Below are 21,555 nucleotides of genomic sequence, written 5' to 3'. Positions count from 1 at the left end.
GTGTGCACCGAACTGTCGGTTTATGTTAGCTCTGACAGGGTTTGATTCAAACCTTTAATCAACTGTGCTAATAGATTCTGCAGTTGAGTATAGGCCGCAGGAGCGATTTTTCCTTGCTGGCATTGGCTAATTAACTGCTGACATAATGCGGCACCTGCGGCATTTTGCAATATCAGAAAACTGCCCTTAATGCGGTGTAATACCTGTGCACGGGCCGCTAGCGGCTGTGGTACCAGTGCAAGTTGTTGGCGGTCATGCACCATGGAATCAAGCAGCGTCACCACTAATTTGCGCACCATAATTGGGTCTTGATTACCCAATCGTAATAGTATTTCCCGCAGGTTATCGTAAACCGGTTGCTCTGTGGTCATAACGGTTTGTATGCGTAATACCCGCTCAATATCACTGAGTGTCACCGGTTTGGTCAGCCAATGGTCGATAACGATATTCCCAGGCCGGATACGGGTAAATTCTTGTACATCGGCCGAGCAAAGGATGATTTTTACCGCCTTAGACTGAGATGGGCGCTCTTGTCGGCGAATGATTCGCGCCAGGGTAAAACCATCCAGAGTGGGCATATTGTAATCGACAAACAGCACATCGAACGGTTGCTGAAAATGAGCGTGTAATAGCTGGCGGCCATTATCAAACAGCTCGGATTCAATACCAAAATGCCTGAGCTGTTGTTGCATCAATAGGAGGTTACTCGGGTGGTCATCAACCATCGCGACACGAAGAGGAGACCGGCATAACGTGTCTGTAATTTCTGTTGCGGGCCTCAGGATTGGCGGCGATACCGTCTCCATGGCAAGCAATAATTTGATGGTGACCACGGTGCCTTTATTCAGCTCTGAGGCCAGGCTGATAGTGCCATTCATTCGGTCAATAAGCTCTTTGCAGATCGATAAACCCAAACCACTGCCTGGGATCATCAGATTGTTGCTGCTCTCAACCCGATAAAAGGGCTGGAACAGGTGGGGTATTTCCGCAGCGGCTATTCCGCAACCACTGTCCTCCACCTGCAATATCAACTCTCCTTGCCCTTCGTGCTGCGGTTGCCACGCCATCCGAACATTAATTTCGCCTTGGCGGGTAAACTTAATGGCATTGTTAATTAGATTGTTCATGACCTGAAGTAAGCGACCGCCATCAAGCAGAACTGTTTCAGGTAAGTTATCACTGTAACTGACATTTAAGGTTATCGGCCGCATACCCAACAGCGGTTGATAAACCGCGCGAATATGATTAATCCAAGGAATCAACGCAGTAGGTTGTGGTAAAAGCTGTAACGAGCCAATTTCCAACTTGGCATAATCTTGTAGGTCATTGAGTAGACTTAATAACGATGATGCTGAGCTGTAAATAACGGGCAAATTACCCTGCGCGATAGTGTTTTTTTTAAGCTCCAGTTCCAACAAACCAAGGATGGCATTCATTGGTGTTCGTAGCTCATGGCTGATAGTTGCCAGAAATTTACTTTTCATCTGATTAGCGGTTTCGGCTTGCAGGCGCGCCTGTTCCAAGACTTCTCGCTCACGTCGCTCTTTGCGCCGCTGAATAAAACGGCGGACCATCACCACCAAGAGCAGTATCAATAGCCCGCCAAGGGCGCTAAACAACCAGGTGGCAGGGGGCATCATGCGATTTTCATTTACCGCATCAATAATATTGCGAGGATCGGATACCCATTCATCACGCAGTGATTGTAGGGTGGCGGGGGGGATTTGTAGCAAGTTTTTATTGAGAATCGACAGCAGTAACGGTGAATGTTGGGCGACGCCAAAGGCCAGTGGATAAGCAATGTTATCTGCCGCAAATGCCAGTTTGATGACCCCGGAATAGCGGGAAAGAACCATAAAATTGGCGGAGATGACATTATCAATCAACCCGTCCAACTGCCCATTAGCCAGTGCATCATACATTGCCTTACGGTTAGCAAAGACAGTGGCCAAGGTCTGGGGGGGGATCAGTTGCTGACCTAAATCCCCTTCCACCACACCGAGACGCTTGCCAGATAGATCTCCCCACGTTGAGACGTTATGGGTGAACGCGTTGGTATACACCCCCCACAAGGCACGGTGAATGGGCATCGAGCTGTCATATTGCGCTTTGAAACCACCGGCTAGCGGCAGTAAAGCCCGCATCATGGCCCTATTTTGTTGCACCAGTTGATCGGCCAACCGTGGGTTACTGCTCCAGACCGGCGAAAATTGCAGGCCAGTATTTTGCGCAATGGTATTGAGAATATCGACAATATAGCCGCGTGGTTGTTTATCGCTGCCACGATAAGTAAAGGGATAGTCATCATCGATGGCGGCGTAATACACCACGGGATGGGCCTTAACCCATTCTTGCTCCATGCGGGTAAGATCAGCATTACCGGTATCGAGATAGCTGGGAATTTTTTTACTCCAGCGGCCCTGAATGGTATTAAGAACGTCCATAGGGACGTTGCTGATAACGTGATCAAGCGTCTCTATCAATGCCGGATTGGTTGCCGCAAACACCAAAGAGATACTGCCGGGCTTTATATCATTCTCAACCTGATAAATTTGCCCCAGTTGCAGTTGATCAATAATAAAGCTGGCACTGGTTTCATCGGCAATAAAGTAGTCATTAAGGCCGTTTAATAAGGAGTAAATGGCTTGCAGATTATTATCAAACAGCTGGTTATGCGGGGTTTTATTCTGAATTTCATCGACCAACTGCATACCGGCCATTTTACTAATAGCAATGCGCGCATCAGCCGAGTTTAACATTACCTGACGGCTATTTTGGCGGCTACGTAACACCAGTAACTTACTGACATAGTAAGGTTTTGATATATATAAGTTGGGATTTAATGCGCTGCGAGGTAAACCAAACAGTAGGTCGATATCACCTTGTTTTAATGCCTGATTCAGGGTTGTGGCGTCGGAGAAGCCTATCACCTCCACATTGGCCCCGGTTGCTTGCTTAATATAGTTAAGGTAATCGGCATTCAGACCGTACAGGTCACCATCGACAATAATATTATACGGGCTCACATTGTCGTTGAGGATGCCAACCCGCAAAGTGGCATTACGCCATGGATTATTAGGTGTGATAAACGGTGTGCTGGCCGGTATGTTCAAGCTGCTAACTAAATTGTAGTGCAAAGTAGAGGTCGCTTGTGCGGGTAGCAGCAGGCAGAATTGGACAATGAATAGCAATACTAACCCGCATTTTCTCATGGTTGTAGCTCGTTAAATACGGCAATTAATGCCAGTAAATTTGCTGCACCGGTTTTATTGAGAATATTTTTCTTATGTGTGCTGACAGTTTTATTGCTGATATTCAGTAACTCAGCAATATGTAAATTAGAATGGCCTTTACTGAGTAATCCCAATATTTGCAGCTCTTTCTGGGTTAAATGGTATTTTTCATCGTTAGGTGTGGAGCTGCTATCCAGCGTACTGGCGGGGAATACTCGTTGGCCGGCAATAACGGCATCAATGGCTTGCAATAGGTTATCCATCGGCTGCCCTTTATGCATAAAACCCTGTGCCCCAGCGGAATAAGCCATTTTGGCATAAACCTCTTCTTCCTGGGCGGTGTAAATCATGATGGACTGCTGTGGATAGTGGCGGCGGATTTTGCGTAAAAACTGCAAACCGTCAAGCTGTGGCAAACTGATATCCAAAATTAACAGATCAAAGTGATATTCCGCCAATAAGGCCAATGCCTGCTGGTCATCAGCAGCGCAATGCAGATGATAACGTGGTGTCGCGCGCATCAGTGCGGCTTCAAGGGCAACATGCACCACGGGGTGATCATCAACTAACAGTAACCTAGGCATAAACCGTATTAACCTTTAGGGATAAGAGGGGGGTGATAACCGAGTATGACTCTTATTAATGATTTTATAACAAATAACAATCCAGATAAAAATTGATGGCTTCATTCAATAAGTTGATACCTAATCGAGTAAACCGCATTATTGCTGTTTATCTGCACAGAACACCAAATGTAATAAAGTAGATTTACAGCGTTCAATTCACCAGCTAGATTGGTTCAACTAGATTGGTACCGATAGACGTTGTGCGATGACCGTCACAAGACTTAATGGAAGAACTATGAATTACCTGAATGATGACCTACGGATTAATGAAATTAAGGAACTCCTGCCCCCTGTTGCTTTGTTAGAGAAGTTTCCAGCCAGTGAGAACGCAGCAGAGACGGTATCCAAGACCCGCACAGCTATTCATAACATCCTGCGTGCCCAAGACGACCGTTTGTTGGTTGTCATCGGTCCATGCTCTATTCATGATACCCAAGCGGCCAAAGAGTATGCGGCCCGTTTGCTAACCCTGCGTGAAGAACTGCAAGGCGAGCTTGAAGTGGTGATGCGGGTTTATTTTGAAAAACCGCGTACCACGGTGGGTTGGAAAGGTCTGATTAACGATCCGCATATGGATGCTAGCTATGACATCAATGACGGTCTGCGTATCGCGCGTAAGTTATTGTTAGATATCAACGAGAGCGGGCTGCCAGCAGCGGGTGAGTTTTTGGATATGATAACCCCGCAGTATTTGGCTGACCTGATGAGCTGGGGTGCCATCGGCGCCCGTACCACTGAATCTCAGGTTCACCGTGAGCTGGCTTCAGGTCTGTCTTGCCCGGTTGGGTTTAAAAATGGCACCGATGGCACTATCAAGGTCGCTATCGATGCCATTAATGCGGCTAGTGCACCGCACTGCTTCCTGTCAGTGACCAAATGGGGTCATTCAGCGATTGTAAATACCGCCGGTAACGACGATTGTCATATTATTCTGCGTGGTGGCAAAGAGCCAAACTACAGCAGTGCTCATGTTGCTGCGGTTAAAGAAGGGCTGAGTAAAGCGGGCCTGGAACCACAGATCATGATCGATTTCAGCCATGCTAATAGTAGCAAGCAATTTAAAAAGCAGATGGACGTCAGTAAAGATGTCTGCAACCAGATTGCTCATGGTGAAAAATCGATTATGGGCGTGATGATTGAAAGTCATTTGGTGGAAGGCAATCAGAATCTGGAAAGTGGCGAACCACTGACTTACGGCAAAAGTGTCACCGATGCGTGTATCGGCTGGGAAGACACCGAAACGGTATTACGTGAGTTAGCAGATGCCGTCAAAGCGCGCCGCCAATAATAGCGAGCAGGCAAATAAAAACCCCCGGCATTGATCATGTTCGGGGGTTTTTTAATGGTGCTAATCAGGGATGATTACTTCGCTTTGCCTTGGTTAGCAACAGCGGCGGCTTTAGCCGCGATTTCATCAGCGTTACCCAGATAGTAGCGTTTGATTGGTTTGAAGTTTTCATCAAACTCATACACCAAAGGTACGGCAGTTGGGATGTTCAGCTCAAGAATTTCATCTTCGCTCAGGTCATCCAGATATTTTACCAATGCTCGCAGAGAGTTACCGTGGGCGGCGATAATGACTCGCTCACCACTGACAATGCGGGGTTTGATCACTTCATTCCAGTAAGGAATAACGCGTTCGATGGTCAGCGCCAGGCTTTCTGTGGTTGGCAGTTCTGCATCGGTAAGTTTTGCGTAACGTGGGTCATTACCAGGGAAGCGCTCATCGCTTTTTTCCAGCGCAGGTGGGGTGATAGCAAAACCACGACGCCACAATTTAACTTGCTCGTCGCCATACTTGGCCGCAGTTTCTGATTTATCCAGACCTTGCAGTGCGCCGTAATGACGCTCATTCAGTTTCCAGGTTTTTTCCGTTGGCAGCCAGGCCTGATCCAGTTCATCCAGCACACTCCACAAGGTGTGGATAGCACGTTTCAGTACTGAGGTATAAGCAAAATCAAACGCGAAACCTTCGTCTTTTAACAGCTTGCCCGCCGCTTGTGCTTCTCCACGGCCTTTCTCAGATAAATCAACATCATACCAACCGGTGAAGCGGTTTTCATTGTTCCACTGACTTTCGCCGTGTCGTACCAGAACCAGCTTAGTTACTGCCATAGCGTTAACTCCTTTAATGTGAAACTCAATCTCTATACCCCTCGGACTTGAAGACGCTGTCTAACCACGCAATTACCTGAGGGTATAGATTAATATTCAATGATAACTATTATCATTATATTGCGGGATTGCCGCCAACAGCAATGGTTTGTGTTTAACCATAGCCAATTTTTTAGCGGAAGTTAAGCTCATTGGGGTTCCCTCGCTTACCGCCTTCCTGGATCTTGATATTTATTAGGTATCGGTTTATATCCAATTAAAAGAGGGGTACTAAATACCCCTCCGGCTGCGGGGATTAGGCGGCTTTCTTCAGGCAGGTACTCATAAAGGTTTTACGCTCATCACCTTTTAACGCTTTGGTCACTGCGTCGGCATTGCAGCTTTTCATTTTCTGCTGTTGTGGCGTCAGGGCTTTTTCATCGGGATGAATCTGCGCTTTCAGGCACTGACTCATAAACTTCTTCCGATCATCGCCTTTCAGTGATTGGGTCGTTGCCTGCTGATTACAGTCAGTCATCTTCTTCTGTTGTGCGGCCTGAGCGGGTGACGGTGTTTTCGCCGTATCTGCTGCCATCACATTGACACTAAGCAGTAATCCCGCACAGAGTAACCATAGGGTAGTTAGGCGCATAAACATTCCTTAAATAATATTGAGGGTCGGAAAGGGCGGGAAACAGGTCAGTATCACCGCAGATAGATGCTGTTAAGCGTAGTCGGCAGTGCTCAATATGGGTAGTTATCCCCGTCATCTTTCAAACAGCGTTCAAATCGGTTCCCGACCGATTTGTCACCCGAATCACTGACCTATGTCAGCTCATCGGGATCTCGTCTTCCTGCATCTTGAAATCTGTTGGGTATATAGCTTTATAGCGCGATAAAGTGATAAACCGTGGTGGCGCGGTAGGTTTTCCCCGGTTTTAGCCAGCAATCAGGTTGTGGCCATTCGGGGTGGTTAGGGCTATCAGGTAGGAATTCACTTTCCAGCGCTACGCCGGTGTAGCTGGCGTAAGTGCCCCCTTTGCGGGCCGGTGTTCCGCCAAGGAAGTTGCCACTATACAACTGCAACGCAGGTGCGGTGGTATAAACACTCATTTGTACCCGGTTATCAGATGACCACAGATGAGCCGCCGGGCTTTCCGTTGCACCGCAAGTACGATGGAGCAGGTAAGCATGATCATAGCCTTTAACCCGCTGCTGACAACGGTCTTGCAGGAAGTCGCGTGCCAATGTTTTTGGTTGTCGGAAATCCATACCGGTTTTCTCAACATTAGCCAATCCGCCGCTTGGGATCCCCTCACTATCAACCGGTAAGTAACGATCCGCAAATAGCTGCAACCGATGCGCCCGTACGTCCAGCCCTTCACCATCAAGATTAAAGTAAGCATGATTGGTCAGATTCACCGGACAGGTTTTATCGACCTGAGCCTGATAGTGGATCTCCAATCGGTTATCTTCCGTCAACAGATATTGCACTTCGGCGGTCAGATTACCGGGGAAGCCCTGATCACCATCAGGTGAGTGCAGTTGATAAGTCACCTGCCTCTCATCCTGCTTAACCTTTTGCCAGCGGCGAGCATGGAAACCTTCAGGACCACCATGCAGTTGGTTAGGTCCCTGATTAGGTAACAGATTGAGGGTTTGACCCTCCACCGTGATTTGGCTGTTAGCAATACGGTTGGCATAGCGGCCAACGGTGGCACCAAGATAAGCGGCTTGACGTAGGTAGTCTGCGGGAGTCTGGCAGCCCAGCAATAGCTCGCGCTTTTCGCCATCGGTCAGCGGCAGGACCGCAGATAGCCAGGTTGCGCCCCAGTCCATCAGCGTTACACTCATACCGGCTTTATTATGCAATTCGGTCAATTCAAAGGGGTGACCATCTGGTGCTAACTGGTCAACACTGCTTGATGATGCAGCGTCGTTTTTCAGCATAAACCCGCTCCTTGTGAAGCCTGACATACGTAGAAGGTCTCTTTCCTACCGCCGCTATGAGCCGGATACTCCTGGGCTACGGCTGCACGAACCTGCTCAACCAGCGACGTTGGCATCAGTGCGACAATGCAGCCACCGAACCCCCCGCCAGTCATACGAACACCACCTTGCTCCCCAATAACGGATTTCACAATATCCACCAAGCTATCGATCGGCGGAACTGTGATCTCGAAGTCATCACGCATCGAAATATGAGACTCCTGCATCAATTGCCCCATCAATTTCAAATCACCGGAGGCCAGGGCATCAGCTGCCGCTAGCGTGCGTTCGTTTTCGGTAATTACATGGCGTGCACGCTTAGCGACGACGGGATCCAACTCATCCTGAATAGAGAAGAACAGGGTTGGATCCACATCACGCAAGGCTTTAACACCAAAGAAACGGGCGGCAGTTTCACATTGCTGGCGGCGGGTGTTGTATTCGCTATCAACCAGACCCCGTTTCACATTGGAGTTAATGATGACGACCGCAACGTTTTCCGGCATTGCCACGGCACGGGTTTCAAGGGTACGGCAATCGATCAGTAGTGCATGATCTTGTTTACCCAGCGCTGAAATGAGCTGATCCATAATGCCGCAGTTACAGCCAACAAACTGGTTCTCTGCCTCTTGCCCATTTAGCGCCAGATCGACACCGCTAAGGGGCAATTGATAAAGAGACTGCAACGCTTGCCCGACCGCGACCTCAAGTGATGCTGAAGAGCTGAGACCGGCACCTTGTGGCACATTGCCACTGATCACCAGATCTGCACCACCAAAATCGGCATGGCGCAGTTGCAAGTGTTTCACGACGCCGCGCACGTAATCCGCCCAGCGGTATTCGGCATGTGGGACGATTGGCGCATCCAGTGAGAATATATCCTGCTGATTTTCATAATCAGCAGCAATAACACGAATCTGGCGGTCATCACGTTTGCCACAACTGATGACGGTTTCATAATCAATAGCACAGGGCAGCACGAAACCGTCGTTATAATCGGTGTGTTCGCCAATAAGATTGACGCGACCCGGCGCTTTGATAGTGATGTCAGGTTCTTGATTAAACTGTTGGCGAAAAATAGCCTGGGTATGCTGTTTTAAACTCATTATTTGACTCCGGCTTCTCGATAATGAACATCACTTACTGCCCGCAGGTGTTCAGCCGCCTGTTCTGCTGTAAGGTCGCGCTGGGTTTCAGCCAACATCTCATAACCCACCATAAATTTACGTACCGACGCCGAACGCAGCAACGGCGGATAAAAATGAGCATGCAATTGCCAGTGTGTGTTGTCGCTTGCGTTATACGGTGCGCCATGCCACCCCATCGAATAGGGAAAAGAGCACGAGAATAAGTTGTCGTAGCGGCTGGTCAGCTTTTTCAGGGCAATGGCGAGACAACTGCGTTGTTCCACAGAAAGGTCTTCTAACCGCAGCACATGGGCTTTGGGCAGTAATAATATTTCAAACGGCCATGCTGCCCAATAGGGCACTACCGCCAGCCAGTGCTCGGTTTCAACTACCGTCCTGCTGCCGTCACGACGCTCACGTTCAGCATAATCGACCAGCATGGGGGACTGATTTTGCTGAAAATAGTGCTGTTGCAGGCTGTCTTCCCGTGCCGCTTCATTTGGCAAAAAACTATTGGCCCAAATTTGGCCATGGGGATGCGGATTTGAGCACCCCATCGCCGCGCCTTTATTTTCAAATACCTGCACCCATGGGTAGGTTTGGCCTAATTCGGCACTCTGTTGCTGCCAGGTCTGAATAACATCTTCCAACGCAGGCAAAGAGAGTTGCGGCAGCGTCTTACTGTGGTCAGGTGAGAAGCAAATAACCCTGCTGGTGCCGCGCGCACTTTGGCTCCGCATCAAGGGATCATCACTTTGCGGCGCATCAGGTGTATCTGGCATCAGCGCGGCAAAGTCATTGGTAAACACATAGGTTGATGGATAGTCAGGATTGACATCGCCGGTCACCCGAGTATTACCAGGGCACAAGAAGCAATCAGGGTCGTGCGCCGGTAAATTCTCCGTCGCCGGGGCCTCTTGCTGGCCTTGCCATGGGCGCTTGGCCCGATGAGGTGAGACCAGCACCCATTGATCACTTAATGGATTGTATCTACGGTGTGGATGATCCACAGGGTTAAAATCAGTCATAACAACACCTTAATCGGGATAGCCCTGAGGATTATTGGATTGCCAACGCCAGGTATCTGCCGCCATTTCATCAAGCGAGCGGTGTACCCGCCAACCCAATTGTGCGGCAGCTTTGCTCGGATCTGCCCAGTAAGCCGGTAAGTCACCTTCGCGGCGCGGGGCAAAATGGTAGGCCAGCGGCTTGCCACACGCCTTGCTGAATGCCTCGACCACTTGTAAAACACTGCTACCCACGCCGGCACCCAGATTGAAAATATGCATGCCAGGCTGATTGTGTAGTTTTTTCATCGCCGCCACATGGCCATCTGCTAAATCGACCACGTGAATATAATCGCGTACCCCGGTGCCATCAGGTGTCGGGTAGTCATTACCGAATATGGCCAGCGATTCACGACGACCAACGGCAACTTGTGCAATAAATGGCATCAGGTTATTCGGGATACCTTGTGGGTCTTCACCCATGGAGCCTGACGGATGTGCGCCAACGGGATTGAAATAGCGCAGAATGGTCATATTCCATTGTGGGTCAGCCAGTTGCACATCTTGCAAAATTTGCTCAACCATCAACTTGCTACGGCCATACGGGCTGGATGGCAAGCCGGTCGGGAAGCTTTCGACATACGGAATTTGTGGCTGATCACCGTAGACCGTGGCAGAGGAACTGAAGATAAAGTTTTTGATCTGTGCAGCACGCATGGCCTCCAGCAATACTAAGGTGCCGAAGACATTATTATTGTAATATTCCAGTGGCTTACTGACCGACTCACCCACGGCTTTCAGGCCAGCAAAGTGAATGACTGCATGGATAGACTGCTCAGCAAATATTCGGTCGAGTAAAGCGCGGTCACGGATGTCACCTTGATAAAGCTTCGGTGTATAGCCGCTAAGGGCATGTATCCGGGCTAATACGCTGGATTTGCTGTTGCAAAGGTTATCGAGGATGACCGGTTGGTAGCCAGCTTCAATCAATTGCACACAGGTATGGCTACCGATGTAACCGCTACCACCTGTTACCAGAACGTACATAAAAGACTCCTCGAATGACTTTAGTCTAAGAAAGATAGCACGCCATTATGTGAGAAAAGGTGATCTGCGCTCAATAATGGAATCGTTTACATTTAAATTTCTCTCAGTTTAATCCCAGTAAAAGCATAAAGACAGGGGAATAAGCAAGGATAGGCAAAAACAAGAGATAAATAACAGTCACCACATAGATAACTGGATTGGTAGCGTTCTCATCCATTAATTCAGCAGAAATGTCCTGCCTGTTATGCACCGCCCGATTCCAGTTAAGAATGCTAGCCTCGGGTCGGTAGATAACAGGGTAGATAAAGATTAGTGCGATGAATAAAGAGGATAAGTGAAGAACAATAAATGCATCAAATTCAGGGCGAAGTGAAAGGCAACCGCCACCAATAAACGACCACTCCACAGCCATGCCAGGCCGTAAATTAACCCTGCCAATGCGGCGAACACCATCAATAGCGGGCCGCCTGCAATATGTGCTGCGCCAAATAATAGGGCGGTGAGCAGTAGGGCCGGATAGTTACCCAACCACTGACTTAACCTTTGTTGCAAATAGCCACGAAACAGTGCTTCTTCTGCCAGACAAACAAAAAACACATTAGCGACCACAAAGGAACCTATCCATGCTGGGGTGTGCATCTCAATTTTCAGGCCGCCTAAGGCAACAGCCAGCAACAGCAATGCAGGGATACTGACAATCAATACCAGCCAGCTTGCACGGCTCACTGATGGATGCTTTTTCGCGACAAATAAGGTTGGCAGGCAAACCAGTAAAATAAAAGGTATTAATGCTTTATCAAGATTGTAATACAGGCTGAAGGGTGCGCTGAGTGGCCCTGTCTTCACGTCTTTCAATACATTTAGATTATTAAAACCGGGTACCAGATGCAGAAACAGTGCGATTGCTGCCATCACCAGCAGCAATTCCAGTGCGACGGCCGGCCATTTCCGGTGACGATATTTTTTCAGTAGTAGTGCCACAATCAATGTTAGAAGCAAGAATGCGGCCGATGGTAGAGTCAAAACACCGTGATACAAGGCAATTGACAGTGACGACAGCAAGAGAAACAGGGAAAGTACCCGGTTAATTGATAAGAAAAGTAACGAAGCAGCAAGTATGCCCCACATAAATATCCCTTTAATGTTATGCCCGTCATCTTTCAAATCGCAGGTGCGGTGGCCGCTTGATTCGCTCGGCTTATAGGGCTATACCCCTTTTGAGACTTAGCCTGCGGACTCACGTACATGCAGTTCAAATCGGCTTATGAGCGCTTTGTTTCTTGCGGCTGGCCTGCACCTGAAATTTATAGGGTATAAATCCTGATGGTGGCTGAATATGTTAAGTTTATCGCCGGCTCTGATAGGGGCTGGCAGTAAGAATGATAGCATAAGCCCCCGCCAATAAACGCCGCTTCCGTTGAGGATAGCTCTCATTATCCTCAACGAAATGCCTGAAGAGTTTTAACCTGCTAACTTTTCCTGTTGGTAGTGATAAATATCGCCATCAGGAACAAAGGTCAGACGGTGGGTAATGCACTGTGGTGCATCTTCAGCATGGTGAGAAACGAATAACAGTTGCGTGTCACCCTCACTGATCATTACATCAATAAAACGCCGTACCAATAGGCGATTAAGCGGGTCCAAACCCTGCAAGGGTTCATCAAGAATCAACAGTGCAGGATGCTTAACCAGTGCTCGGGCGATCAGTGCCAACCGCTGTTGTCCCCAAGAGAGACTGTGGAAGGGCTGATTAGCGGTCACGGCGGAAAAACCGAGTAAGTCTAACCATTGATTGGCTAATTGTTGTTGGCGATCAGACACTGCCTGATAAATACCGATTGAATCGAAAAAACCGGAGAGAATCACGGTACGTAGATTGGTGCTGACGCGGTAATCCAGATGCAAACTACTGCTGACATAACCAATATGGCGTTTAATATCCCAGATAGTTTCCCCACTGCCACGGCGGCGGCCAAACAGTGTCAAATCATTACTGTATCCTTGCGGATGGTCGCCAGTAATCAGGCTGAGTAAGGTTGACTTCCCAGCACCGTTTTGGCCAATAATTTGCCAGTGTTCACCGGGATTAACCTGCCAACTCAGGTTATGAAGAATAGGGCGGTCATTGTATTCAACCACGCCATTACGCAAGATAATTAGTGGCTTATCTGGTGCGAAAGGGGCCTGCTGTTGCGGGTGTTCTGTTTCTGGCAACAACATACCATCAAGGTTTTCACTGTGCGCCAGTTGGGCAATCAATGCCTCGGAAAGAATCTGCTGGCGGGGGCCAGTATGGGTTAATTGGCAATCTGCCAGCACACCGACGTATTGCACAAAATCAGGGATATCATCAAAACGATTTAGTACCAGCACCAGCGTGACACCTTGTGCTGAAAGGGTGGATAGCATACCAGCCAACTGCGTGCGGGCTGTCACATCCAGACCATCAAAGGGTTCATCCAGAATCAACAGATCCGGTTGTGGCATCAGCGCTCGGCACAGCAATGTTTTGCGGGTCTCACCAGTAGAAAGATATTTAAAGCGACGCGAGAGTAACTGGCTGATACCAAACTGCTCTGCCAACTGCTGACAACGTTGCGGATCAACGTATTCTTCCTGAATGATCTCTGCGGTAGTACGCCCGGTATCGTCTTCATCTGCGCTGAGTAAATCAGTGTTATTGCGCTGCCACTCTTCGCTGACTAACTGCTGAAGTTGCTCGAACGACAAATGCACGCTGTGGCGAAAATGGTTGTGGCGGCTGCCGCTCAACAGGATTAATTCCCCTGCTAATGCCTTTGCCAACGCGGATTTCCCGCTACCATTGGCACCGACAAATGCCCAGCTATCACCCGATTGAACATGCAATGCTGGCAGGATGAGTGTCCGGGTGTCACTCAGGCGAAAACAACCTTGCGATATTTGCAACTCCGACATCATTCTTTCCATATTTTGCAACACAATAAGGGTGTTAGGGATAATCGGAAAGGGGCAAAATGTCAACAGTAAATACTAAGGTTATTTTGCATAACTAAGCTGAATTATTTAGCAAAGTGTAGCGATAATGACCCGATCTGCATTGAATTGGGCAATGACGTGACTACCAACATGCAAATTCAGCTTATGTAATTCGCTATTGTTTTGTGTCGAACACAAGCTGGCTCCCCCAGTTAAGGTCACGATAACTTCACTGTGATCGCTGCCGGGTTCAATACTGGCCACGGTGCCGGGCAGAGAGTTATCAGCAGCCCCCGCCAGTGCCTGATCAGTAACCAGTTTTACCCAAGGGGCTTTGATCAGTGCCAATACTTCTTTGCCCGCCGAAAGTTGCAAGCGATCAGCACTCTGTTGAGTGAGTGCCGCAGATAACCGGGTTTTGCCGTCTGATAATAGGATATTGACGTGTTGTTGAACCTGCTGATGATCCCGCTCAATCAGGGTGCCGAAAAATTGATTACGGGCGCTGGTTTGTAAAGAGAAGCGCGAAATAGCTGCCAATAAACTATCGAGTGGCAGCGAATCATCTTTCAGCGTGTCAAATGCCTTTTGCTGGATCTTGGCGAGCAAATCATAAAGTTGAATTAAACGCTCGCCGTAACGAGTCAGGTGCGCGCCGCCACCGCCTTTACCACCTGTTGCCCGCTCAACCAATATTTCCTCGGCTAAGGTATTCATTTCGTTAATCGCGTCCCAGGCACTTTTATAGCTAATCCCAGCCAGTTTTGCGCCCTGGCTGATGGAACCGGTATGCTGTATTTGTTTCAGTAATGCGATACGCCGGGGATCAGCAAACAGCCGTTGCTGAAGTTTTAGGGTAAGAAGAATTTCAGCCTGCATGATTTTTTACTCCGGCGGGAAAGGATTATTGCTATCTAAGTGCTTGTATACACCTGAATCGCACGTTTGGCAGGTTACATTCTTTTGCTGTTAGTTAAAATAACAGGGTTCATTCATCGCTGATATAATTTACAGTAAATGATAGATCCTAGTTATTGTGATAACGTAAGTTATCGCTCAATGAGCAGTAATGAGAGGCTGATATGTTGGATTTATTGAAAAGTCTGGTCTTTGCCGTGGTCATGGTACCGGTGGTGATGGCCGTGATTCTGGGGCTTATCTATGGACTGGGCGAGGTGTTCAACGTCATCTCTAAGACCGGTCACACCAAAGAACGCTCTTAATCTGATTTCTGAATGCCCGGCACATAGACGCTGGGCATTTTCGTTTTTCTCCCTCATTTCCTCCACTCCCCCACTTGTTACCACAGCTCAAGATACCTCGCATCTTGCCGATAAACTGCATGACCTGCTTATAATGTTGCGTTATATTCCCATGTATATAGCGATTTCATTAATGCGGAGAACAACATGAAGAATCAATACGGTAACGCCAAGGTTTGGGTAGCGAGTGCAACACTGCTGGCAGCATTTTCCGGCACCACGTTAGCGGCGGACAACATTACAGTGTTTGCTGCGGCTTCATTGACCAATGCATTACAAGATATTGCCGTACAGTATAAAAAAGAGAAGCAGGTTGATGTTGTTGCGTCGTATGCTTCATCTTCAACGTTGGCACGCCAGATTGAGCAGGGCGCACCGGCTGATATGTTTATTTCTGCCGATCAGCAATGGATGGATTATGCTATTGATAAACAGCAAATTGTTGCCAATACTCGCTACACCTTATTAGGTAATGAACTGGTATTAATTGCTCCGCAAGACAGTAAAATAGATAAAGTCGTAATCGATAAAAAAACCGACTGGAAGAAATTATTGGATGGTGGCCGTTTGGCGGTGGGCGATCCTGATCATGTTCCTGCTGGGATTTATGCCAAAGAGTCACTGGAGAATTTAGGTGCCTGGTCAACTTTAGCCCCTGAAATGGCGCGGGCCAATAACGTGCGCAGTGCAATGGCACTGGTCGAACGGGCAGAAGCGCCGCTGGGTATTGTCTATGGTTCAGATGCGATAGCCAGTAACAAAGTTAAGGTTGTGGGGATATTCCCGGAAGCAAGTCATAAGCCGGTTGAATACCCGATGGCAATTGTTAAAGGTCATGAAAACCCGACCGTGAGTGCTTTTTATGATTACCTGAAAAGCCCAGCAGCGGCGGTTATTTTCAAAAATTATGGATTTACCCCACGCTAATGATATTGAGTGAGTATGAGTGGCAGGCAATTATTCTTAGTCTGAAGGTTTCAGCGGTTGCGGTGGCGTGCAGTTTGCCGTTAGGCATTTTAATGGCGTGGATTTTAGTGCGCTGCCGTTTTCCCGGTAAATCGTTGTTAGACAGTATTATTCACTTACCACTGGTGCTGCCACCCGTGGTGATTGGCTATTTATTGTTGATAAGCATGGGGCGGCGCGGTTTTATTGGCGAGTGGCTCTATAGCTGGTTTGGCATTAATTTCAGTTTTAGTTGGCGTGGTGCGGCGTTAGCCTCGGCGGTGGTGGCCTTTCCGCTGATGGTGAGGGCTATCCGGCTGGCGTTGGAAGCAGTTGATACGCGTCTGGAACTGGCGGCCCGCACGCTAGGAGCCAATCCGTGGCGGGTGTTTTTCACCATTACGTTACCGCTCTCTTTACCGGGGGTGATTGCTGGCACCGTGCTTTCTTTTGCCCGTTCACTGGGGGAGTTTGGGGCGACCATCACTTTCGTCTCCAATATTCCCGGTGAAACCCGCACTATTCCACTGGCAATGTACACACTGATTGAAACCCCTGGGGCGGAAGCTGCTGCTGCGCGTTTGTGTGTCATTGCCATTATTCTGTCGTTGGTGGCGTTGCTATTATCCGAATGGCTGGCCCGCTGGGGTAAAAAACGCATGGGGGCACCATGTTAGAGCTGGATTTCAGTCAGCAACTGGGCGATTTGGATTTACGCGTTTCCACCAATCTGCCCGCCCAAGGTATCACCGCTATTTTCGGGTTGTCGGGGGCCGGTAAAACCTCATTAATTAATGTTATTGGTGGCCTGACCCGTCCGCAGCAAGGCAAAGTGGTGTTAAATGGCCGGGTGCTGGTGGATGCCGAGCAGCAAATCTATCTGCCACCGGAAAAACGCAAAGTCGGTTACGTATTTCAGGATGCGCGCTTATTTCCCCATTATCGGGTGCGGGGCAATTTACAATACGGCATGGCCCCGTCAATGCGTGGGCAATTTGACACAATTGTCGGTTTGCTGGGTATCGAGCCACTATTAAGTCGTTTCCCACTGACCCTCTCTGGCGGCGAGAAACAGCGTGTTGCTATTGGGCGCGCATTATTGACCGCCCCCGAACTGTTGTTGATGGATGAGCCACTGGCCTCTCTGGATTTGCCCCGCAAACGTGAGCTGCTGCCTTATCTGGAGCGGTTGGCGCAAGATGTTAACACCCCTATTTTGTATGTTAGCCACAGCATGGATGAGATCCTGCGGCTGGCAGATCAAGTGGTGGTTATGGATGGTGGCAAAGTGCGCGCGGTCGGCGGGCTGGAGGAAGTGTGGGCCAGTAGTGCATTGCGCCCGTGGCTGCAACGGGAAGAACCGAGCAGCATACTGCGGGTCAGTGTCATTGGTCACCACGACCGCTATGCCATGACCGCGCTGGCGTTAGGTGATCAGCGATTGTGGGTGGGTAAGCTTGATGCGCAAGAGGGTAGCTCAATGCGTATTCGGATTAATGCAGCCGATGTTTCGTTGGTATTACAGCCACCGCAAAGCAGCAGTATCCGTAATATCTTGCCGGTAAAAATTGCCGAATGCCTTGAGGTGGATGGGCAGGTCGATGTCAAACTCGCGGTTGGTGATCAATGGTTGTGGGCGCGGATCACGCCGTGGGCACGGGATGAATTGGCGCTTAAACCCGGTCAGTGGGTGTATGCACAGATAAAAAGTGTCTCGTTTAACCGCAAGAATTGAGGGCGATAACCCCTGGGTTCACCCGACGATAAAACGCCCGTCAGCCGGGCGTTTTTTACTATCAAGCCAGGACATGCTGGCGGATGACGCCAGCAATACCGGGTTGTTCGTTATCGGCAATCACCAGGTCAGCCCGCTGTTTGATAGCATCGGCGCTATTCCCCATCGCCACTCCCAAACCAGCGCTTTCCAGCATGCTCAGGTCATTAAAGTTATCACCAAAGGCAACCACATCTTTCATGCTCAAACCCTGAGATTCAACCCATTGCTGTAGCCGCTTACCTTTGCTGTTACCCGCCTGTGCGATATCAACTTGATCATGCCATGACCATTCGCAAGCCAACCCCATGTCATTCTCAATCTGGGTTGCGAGCGCTCTCAGTTGCTCAATATCCGAGTGTGAAGTGGCGAATTTCCAGATAGAACTGGCAGTGTGAGCAGCATCAAGCAAGCTATCAACGTGGAGTAGCGTTGGGCGCTGAGCGGGTGGTAATGACTCAGCCCAACTGAGTGAGCGAATCACATGCCCGCTGGTTTGCTGATAGAGCATGGCATCGTCCACATACATTAGCCCGTGGATACCGGTTTGCTCCAGCAACTGCAACACCTGAACCGCTTGTTGAGGCTGCAAGGGGTTTGAATCTAATACCTTTTTGGCATGGTAATCATAAATATAGGTACCGTTACAGCAAATTGCAGGTGTATCAAGTTCTAGTGCCTGATAAAACGGGTGAATAGCAACATGATGGCGGCCGGTCACCACTACCACTTTGATGCCTTCAGCACGGGCTTGCGCCAGTGCGGACAAGGATTCTGGCAGAATACGTTTTTTGTGATCCAGTAGCGTTCCGTCTAGATCCAGTGCAATTATGCGATAGGTCATGGCAGCAATAGTCTCGTTAATAAGGGCATTAATAGTATGGTTACATAGTATTACCCGATGGTACACCGGATGGCGGGTTGATTAAACCAAGCCTGGGAGTGGGTAGCATAATCAGCTAAAAATAAGCAGGATAAGTTTTAAACAGCGCGACAGCAGACTGTTGTTATGTCCGCCGAGTCAGGTAAGCTAGGCTAAACAGTGTTGCCTAATAGGTTCGACTAAGGAGTAGAGATGAAGCAAGTGGTTTACGTGGCAAGCCCAGACAGTCAGCAGATCCATGTTTGGCAATTAGATTCCGCCGGTGCATTAACCTTATTACAAACGGTGGAGGTGCCGGGGCAAGTGCAGCCGATGACAATCAATCCAAACCAGCGCCAGTTATATGTAGGGGTGCGCCCCGATTTTGCCATTGTCAGCTACAACATCAGCGACGATGGCACATTGACCGCCGCTGGCATGGCACCACTGCCAGGCAGCCCAACGCACATTGGCACTGATTTACAAGGCCGCTTCCTGTTCTCTGCTTCATATAGCTTTAACTGTGTCAGCATTAGCCCTATTGATGAGCAGGGTGTGGTACAGGCACCTATTCAGCAATTGGATGATTTGCCTGCTCCACATTCGGCGAATATTGATCCGACCAATCAAATATTACTGGTACCTTGCCTGAAAGAAGATAAGGTGCGGTTATTTGATCTGAGCCTTGAGGGTAAACTGACCCCACACGTTCAGGCGGCGATACCGGTTGCTGCCGGTGCGGGCCCACGTCATATGGCCTTCCACCCCAATAAACACGTCGCCTATTGTGTTAACGAGCTGAATAGCTCGGTAGATGTGTATCAAATCAACAAAAACGGCCAAGAATACCAGCTAATACAGACGCTGGATGCGATGCCAACAGACTTTACCGGCACTCGTTGGGCGGCTGATATCCATATTACGCCAAATGGCCGTCATCTCTATATCAGTGACCGTACTGCCAGTCTGCTGGGTATTTTCAGTGTTTCTGACGATGGGCGTGAGATTACGTTGGTCGGGCACCAACAGACTGAAGCACAGCCACGCGGTTTTAATATCGATAACAGTGGTAACTTCCTGATCTCTTCCGGCCAGAAGTCGGATCATATTGCCGTGTATCGTATTGATCAACACAGCGGTGAGCTAACCCCCCTTAAGCGCTATGCAGTAGGGAAAGGGCCAATGTGGGTCACTATTTTGGCACCAAGAGCTTAAAAAATAATATTGCAGGGCGGGGAAATGTGTCGAAGGGGTCGTAACGGCGTAAGCCGTCGCAGCGCCCATCGGTGCAGTTGCCCCGCCAATTTGCGAACGATATTGTCCACCACTGCTTTAGTGGATATTTACTATCGCAGCTTTCACCGCATCCGTTAACCGCGTCAGTGATTGCGGCGAGATAATATAAGGCGGCATCAGGTAAATCAGTTTACCAAACGGGCGGATCCACACGCCGTGCTCGACAAATTGCCGTTGCAGGCGCGCGACGTTAACCGGCTCTTTCATTTCCACTACCCCAATTGCCCCTAATACCCGCACATCGGCTACTGCTTCATGTTCTGCAAGTGGCATTAACGCGTGTTTCAATTGGTTTTCTATGGCGGCAACCTGCTGTTGCCAGTGATTCTCAGCCAACAGACTCAAGTTTGCCGAGGCGACAGCGCAAGCCAATGGATTAGCCATAAATGTCGGGCCGTGCATAAAGCAACCCGCATCACCGTTACTGATGGTTTCTGCCACCTTACGGGTAGTTAAGGTAGCCGATAAAGTCAGGTAGCCGCCGGTCAACGCCTTACCCAAACACAGAATGTCTGGCACGATTTGCGCATGTTCGCAGGCGAAAAGTTTACCGGTGCGGCCAAAACCGGTAGCAATTTCATCGGCAATCAACAAAATCTGGTGCTGATCGCACAATGCTCTGACCTCACGCAAATAGGCGGGGTGATAGATACGCATTCCACCGGCACCTTGCACTATCGGTTCCAGAATGACTGCGGCTATCTCGCTGGAATGTGTGGCTATCATTGCAGCAAAATCAGTGATGTCTTCCGGGTTCCACGGCTCGTCGAAGCGGCATTGTGGCGCGCGGGCAAACAGATTTTCAGCTAAATACCCCTGATACAAACTGTGCATTGAATTCTGGGGATCACAAACTGACATCGCACCAAAAGTATCACCATGGTAGCCGTGGCGCAGGGTTAAAATCCGTTGCCGCCGTTCACCTTTGGCCTGCCAGTATTGCAATGCCATTTTCAATGCCACTTCAACGGCCACCGAACCCGAATCAGCGAGAAAAACACACTCTAGTGCCGAAGGGGTTAGAGCAACCAACTGTTGGCAGAGTTCCACGGCGGGCGGGTGGGTGATACCTCCAAACATCACATGGGACATTTTATCCAACTGCTGATGTGCCGCGTGGTTCAGTACCGGATGATTATAGCCGTGAATGGCCGCCCACCATGATGACATGCCATCGATCAGACGTCGGCCATCAGCCAGTTGCAGCTCAACGCCATCGGCTGCGACCACCGGATAGCAGGGAAGCGGGTCAGTCATTGAGGTGTAGGGGTGCCAGATATGACGTTGATCAAAAGCCAGGTCAGAAGGTGTCATGAGGATTGTTGTAAACCAATT

At 49.1% G+C, this 21,555-nt stretch carries 19 protein-coding genes; 6 read left to right on the top strand and 13 right to left on the bottom strand.

Translation table 11 applies throughout. The annotated features are described in order from the left end of the window. Positions 1-20: 20 nt before the first annotated feature. Entirely contained in the window at positions 21-3,212 is a 3,192-nt protein-coding gene (locus A6J66_009675; protein ID PNM24437.1) for a histidine kinase, read from the bottom strand. Next, positions 3,209-3,817 (bottom strand): DNA-binding response regulator, encoded by a 609-nt coding sequence (locus tag A6J66_009670; GenBank protein ID PNM24436.1) that lies wholly within the window; start codon positions 3,815-3,817, stop codon positions 3,209-3,211. Before A6J66_009670 ends, A6J66_009675 begins: the two co-directional genes overlap by 4 nt. A 277-nt stretch (positions 3,818-4,094) precedes the next feature. Here A6J66_009670 and A6J66_009665 point away from each other — a divergent pair, with 277 nt between their 5' ends. Next, entirely contained in the window at positions 4,095-5,147 is a 1,053-nt protein-coding gene (locus tag A6J66_009665; GenBank protein ID PNM24435.1) for a 3-deoxy-7-phosphoheptulonate synthase, read from the top strand. 74 nt (positions 5,148-5,221) lie between these two features. Here the strand turns inward: A6J66_009665 and A6J66_009660 are convergent, their stop codons facing one another. From A6J66_009660 to A6J66_009620, 9 genes are all read right to left on the bottom strand, one after another. Then, on the bottom strand, positions 5,222-5,974 hold the full coding sequence (locus A6J66_009660; protein PNM24434.1) for a 2,3-diphosphoglycerate-dependent phosphoglycerate mutase: 753 nt from the start codon (positions 5,972-5,974) through the stop codon (positions 5,222-5,224). Positions 5,975-6,269: 295 nt separating this feature from the next. Then, positions 6,270-6,605, bottom strand: coding sequence for a phosphate-starvation-inducible protein PsiF (locus A6J66_009655; protein PNM24433.1), 336 nt, complete (start codon positions 6,603-6,605; stop codon positions 6,270-6,272). A 233-nt stretch (positions 6,606-6,838) separates the two neighbouring features. Further along, the gene (galM, locus tag A6J66_009650; GenBank protein PNM24432.1) at positions 6,839-7,903 is read right to left on the bottom strand and encodes a galactose mutarotase; all 1,065 of its coding nucleotides are present in this window, start codon (positions 7,901-7,903) and stop codon (positions 6,839-6,841) included. Next, positions 7,897-9,048, bottom strand: a complete 1,152-nt coding sequence (locus A6J66_009645; protein PNM24431.1) for a galactokinase — start codon at positions 9,046-9,048, stop codon at positions 7,897-7,899. Before A6J66_009645 ends, galM begins: the two co-directional genes overlap by 7 nt. After that, positions 9,048-10,097: a galactose-1-phosphate uridylyltransferase gene (locus A6J66_009640; protein PNM24430.1), complete on the bottom strand. Its 1,050-nt coding sequence runs from the start codon at positions 10,095-10,097 to the stop codon at positions 9,048-9,050. Before A6J66_009640 ends, A6J66_009645 begins: the two co-directional genes overlap by 1 nt. A gap of 9 nt (positions 10,098-10,106) precedes the next feature. After that, the gene (gene galE / locus A6J66_009635) at positions 10,107-11,123 is read right to left on the bottom strand and encodes a UDP-glucose 4-epimerase GalE (protein PNM24429.1); all 1,017 of its coding nucleotides are present in this window, start codon (positions 11,121-11,123) and stop codon (positions 10,107-10,109) included. A gap of 309 nt (positions 11,124-11,432) precedes the next feature. Further along, on the bottom strand, positions 11,433-12,251 hold the full coding sequence (locus A6J66_009630) for a CPBP family intramembrane metalloprotease (GenBank protein ID PNM24428.1): 819 nt from the start codon (positions 12,249-12,251) through the stop codon (positions 11,433-11,435). Between the two features lie 333 nt (positions 12,252-12,584). Then, on the bottom strand, positions 12,585-14,060 hold the full coding sequence (locus A6J66_009625; protein ID PNM24427.1) for a molybdate ABC transporter ATP-binding protein ModF: 1,476 nt from the start codon (positions 14,058-14,060) through the stop codon (positions 12,585-12,587). Positions 14,061-14,168: 108 nt separating this feature from the next. Continuing rightward, positions 14,169-14,960, bottom strand: a complete 792-nt coding sequence (locus A6J66_009620; GenBank protein PNM24426.1) for a molybdenum-dependent transcriptional regulator — start codon at positions 14,958-14,960, stop codon at positions 14,169-14,171. A 203-nt stretch (positions 14,961-15,163) separates the two neighbouring features. Between A6J66_009620 and A6J66_009615 the strand changes: the two genes are divergently transcribed. The 4 genes from A6J66_009615 (at position 15,164) to modC (ending at position 18,023) form a co-directional block, all read left to right on the top strand. Next, complete coding sequence (locus tag A6J66_009615) at positions 15,164-15,304, top strand: multidrug efflux pump-associated protein, AcrZ family (protein PNM24425.1); 141 nt, start codon at positions 15,164-15,166, stop codon at positions 15,302-15,304. Positions 15,305-15,490: 186 nt separating this feature from the next. Further along, positions 15,491-16,270, top strand: coding sequence for a molybdate ABC transporter substrate-binding protein (locus A6J66_009610; protein PNM24424.1), 780 nt, complete (start codon positions 15,491-15,493; stop codon positions 16,268-16,270). Then, positions 16,270-16,965, top strand: a complete 696-nt coding sequence (gene modB / locus A6J66_009605; protein PNM24423.1) for a molybdate ABC transporter permease subunit — start codon at positions 16,270-16,272, stop codon at positions 16,963-16,965. Before A6J66_009610 ends, modB begins: the two co-directional genes overlap by 1 nt. Then, a complete protein-coding gene (gene modC / locus A6J66_009600; protein ID PNM24422.1) occupies positions 16,959-18,023 on the top strand; it encodes a molybdenum ABC transporter ATP-binding protein ModC in 1,065 nt (354 codons plus the stop codon). The genes modB and modC overlap by 7 nt, the downstream gene beginning before the upstream one ends. Before the next feature lie 61 nt (positions 18,024-18,084). Here the strand turns inward: modC and A6J66_009595 are convergent, their stop codons facing one another. Continuing rightward, positions 18,085-18,906, bottom strand: a complete 822-nt coding sequence (locus tag A6J66_009595; protein ID PNM24421.1) for a Cof-type HAD-IIB family hydrolase — start codon at positions 18,904-18,906, stop codon at positions 18,085-18,087. 231 nt (positions 18,907-19,137) lie between these two features. Between A6J66_009595 and A6J66_009590 the strand changes: the two genes are divergently transcribed. After that, complete coding sequence (locus A6J66_009590) at positions 19,138-20,139, top strand: 6-phosphogluconolactonase (GenBank protein ID PNM24420.1); 1,002 nt, start codon at positions 19,138-19,140, stop codon at positions 20,137-20,139. Between the two features lie 117 nt (positions 20,140-20,256). On the opposite strand, the gene A6J66_009585 is transcribed toward A6J66_009590, so the two are convergent. Beyond that, a complete protein-coding gene (locus A6J66_009585) occupies positions 20,257-21,534 on the bottom strand; it encodes an adenosylmethionine--8-amino-7-oxononanoate transaminase (GenBank protein ID PNM24419.1) in 1,278 nt (425 codons plus the stop codon). Positions 21,535-21,555: the final 21 nt, after the last annotated feature.

The organism is Yersinia enterocolitica (genome assembly GCA_002082245.2).
Classification (GTDB): domain Bacteria; phylum Pseudomonadota; class Gammaproteobacteria; order Enterobacterales; family Enterobacteriaceae; genus Yersinia; species Yersinia enterocolitica_E.
The sequence above is the reverse complement of the archived record's forward strand: the minus strand, read 5'-3'. Positions and strand labels throughout refer to the sequence as shown.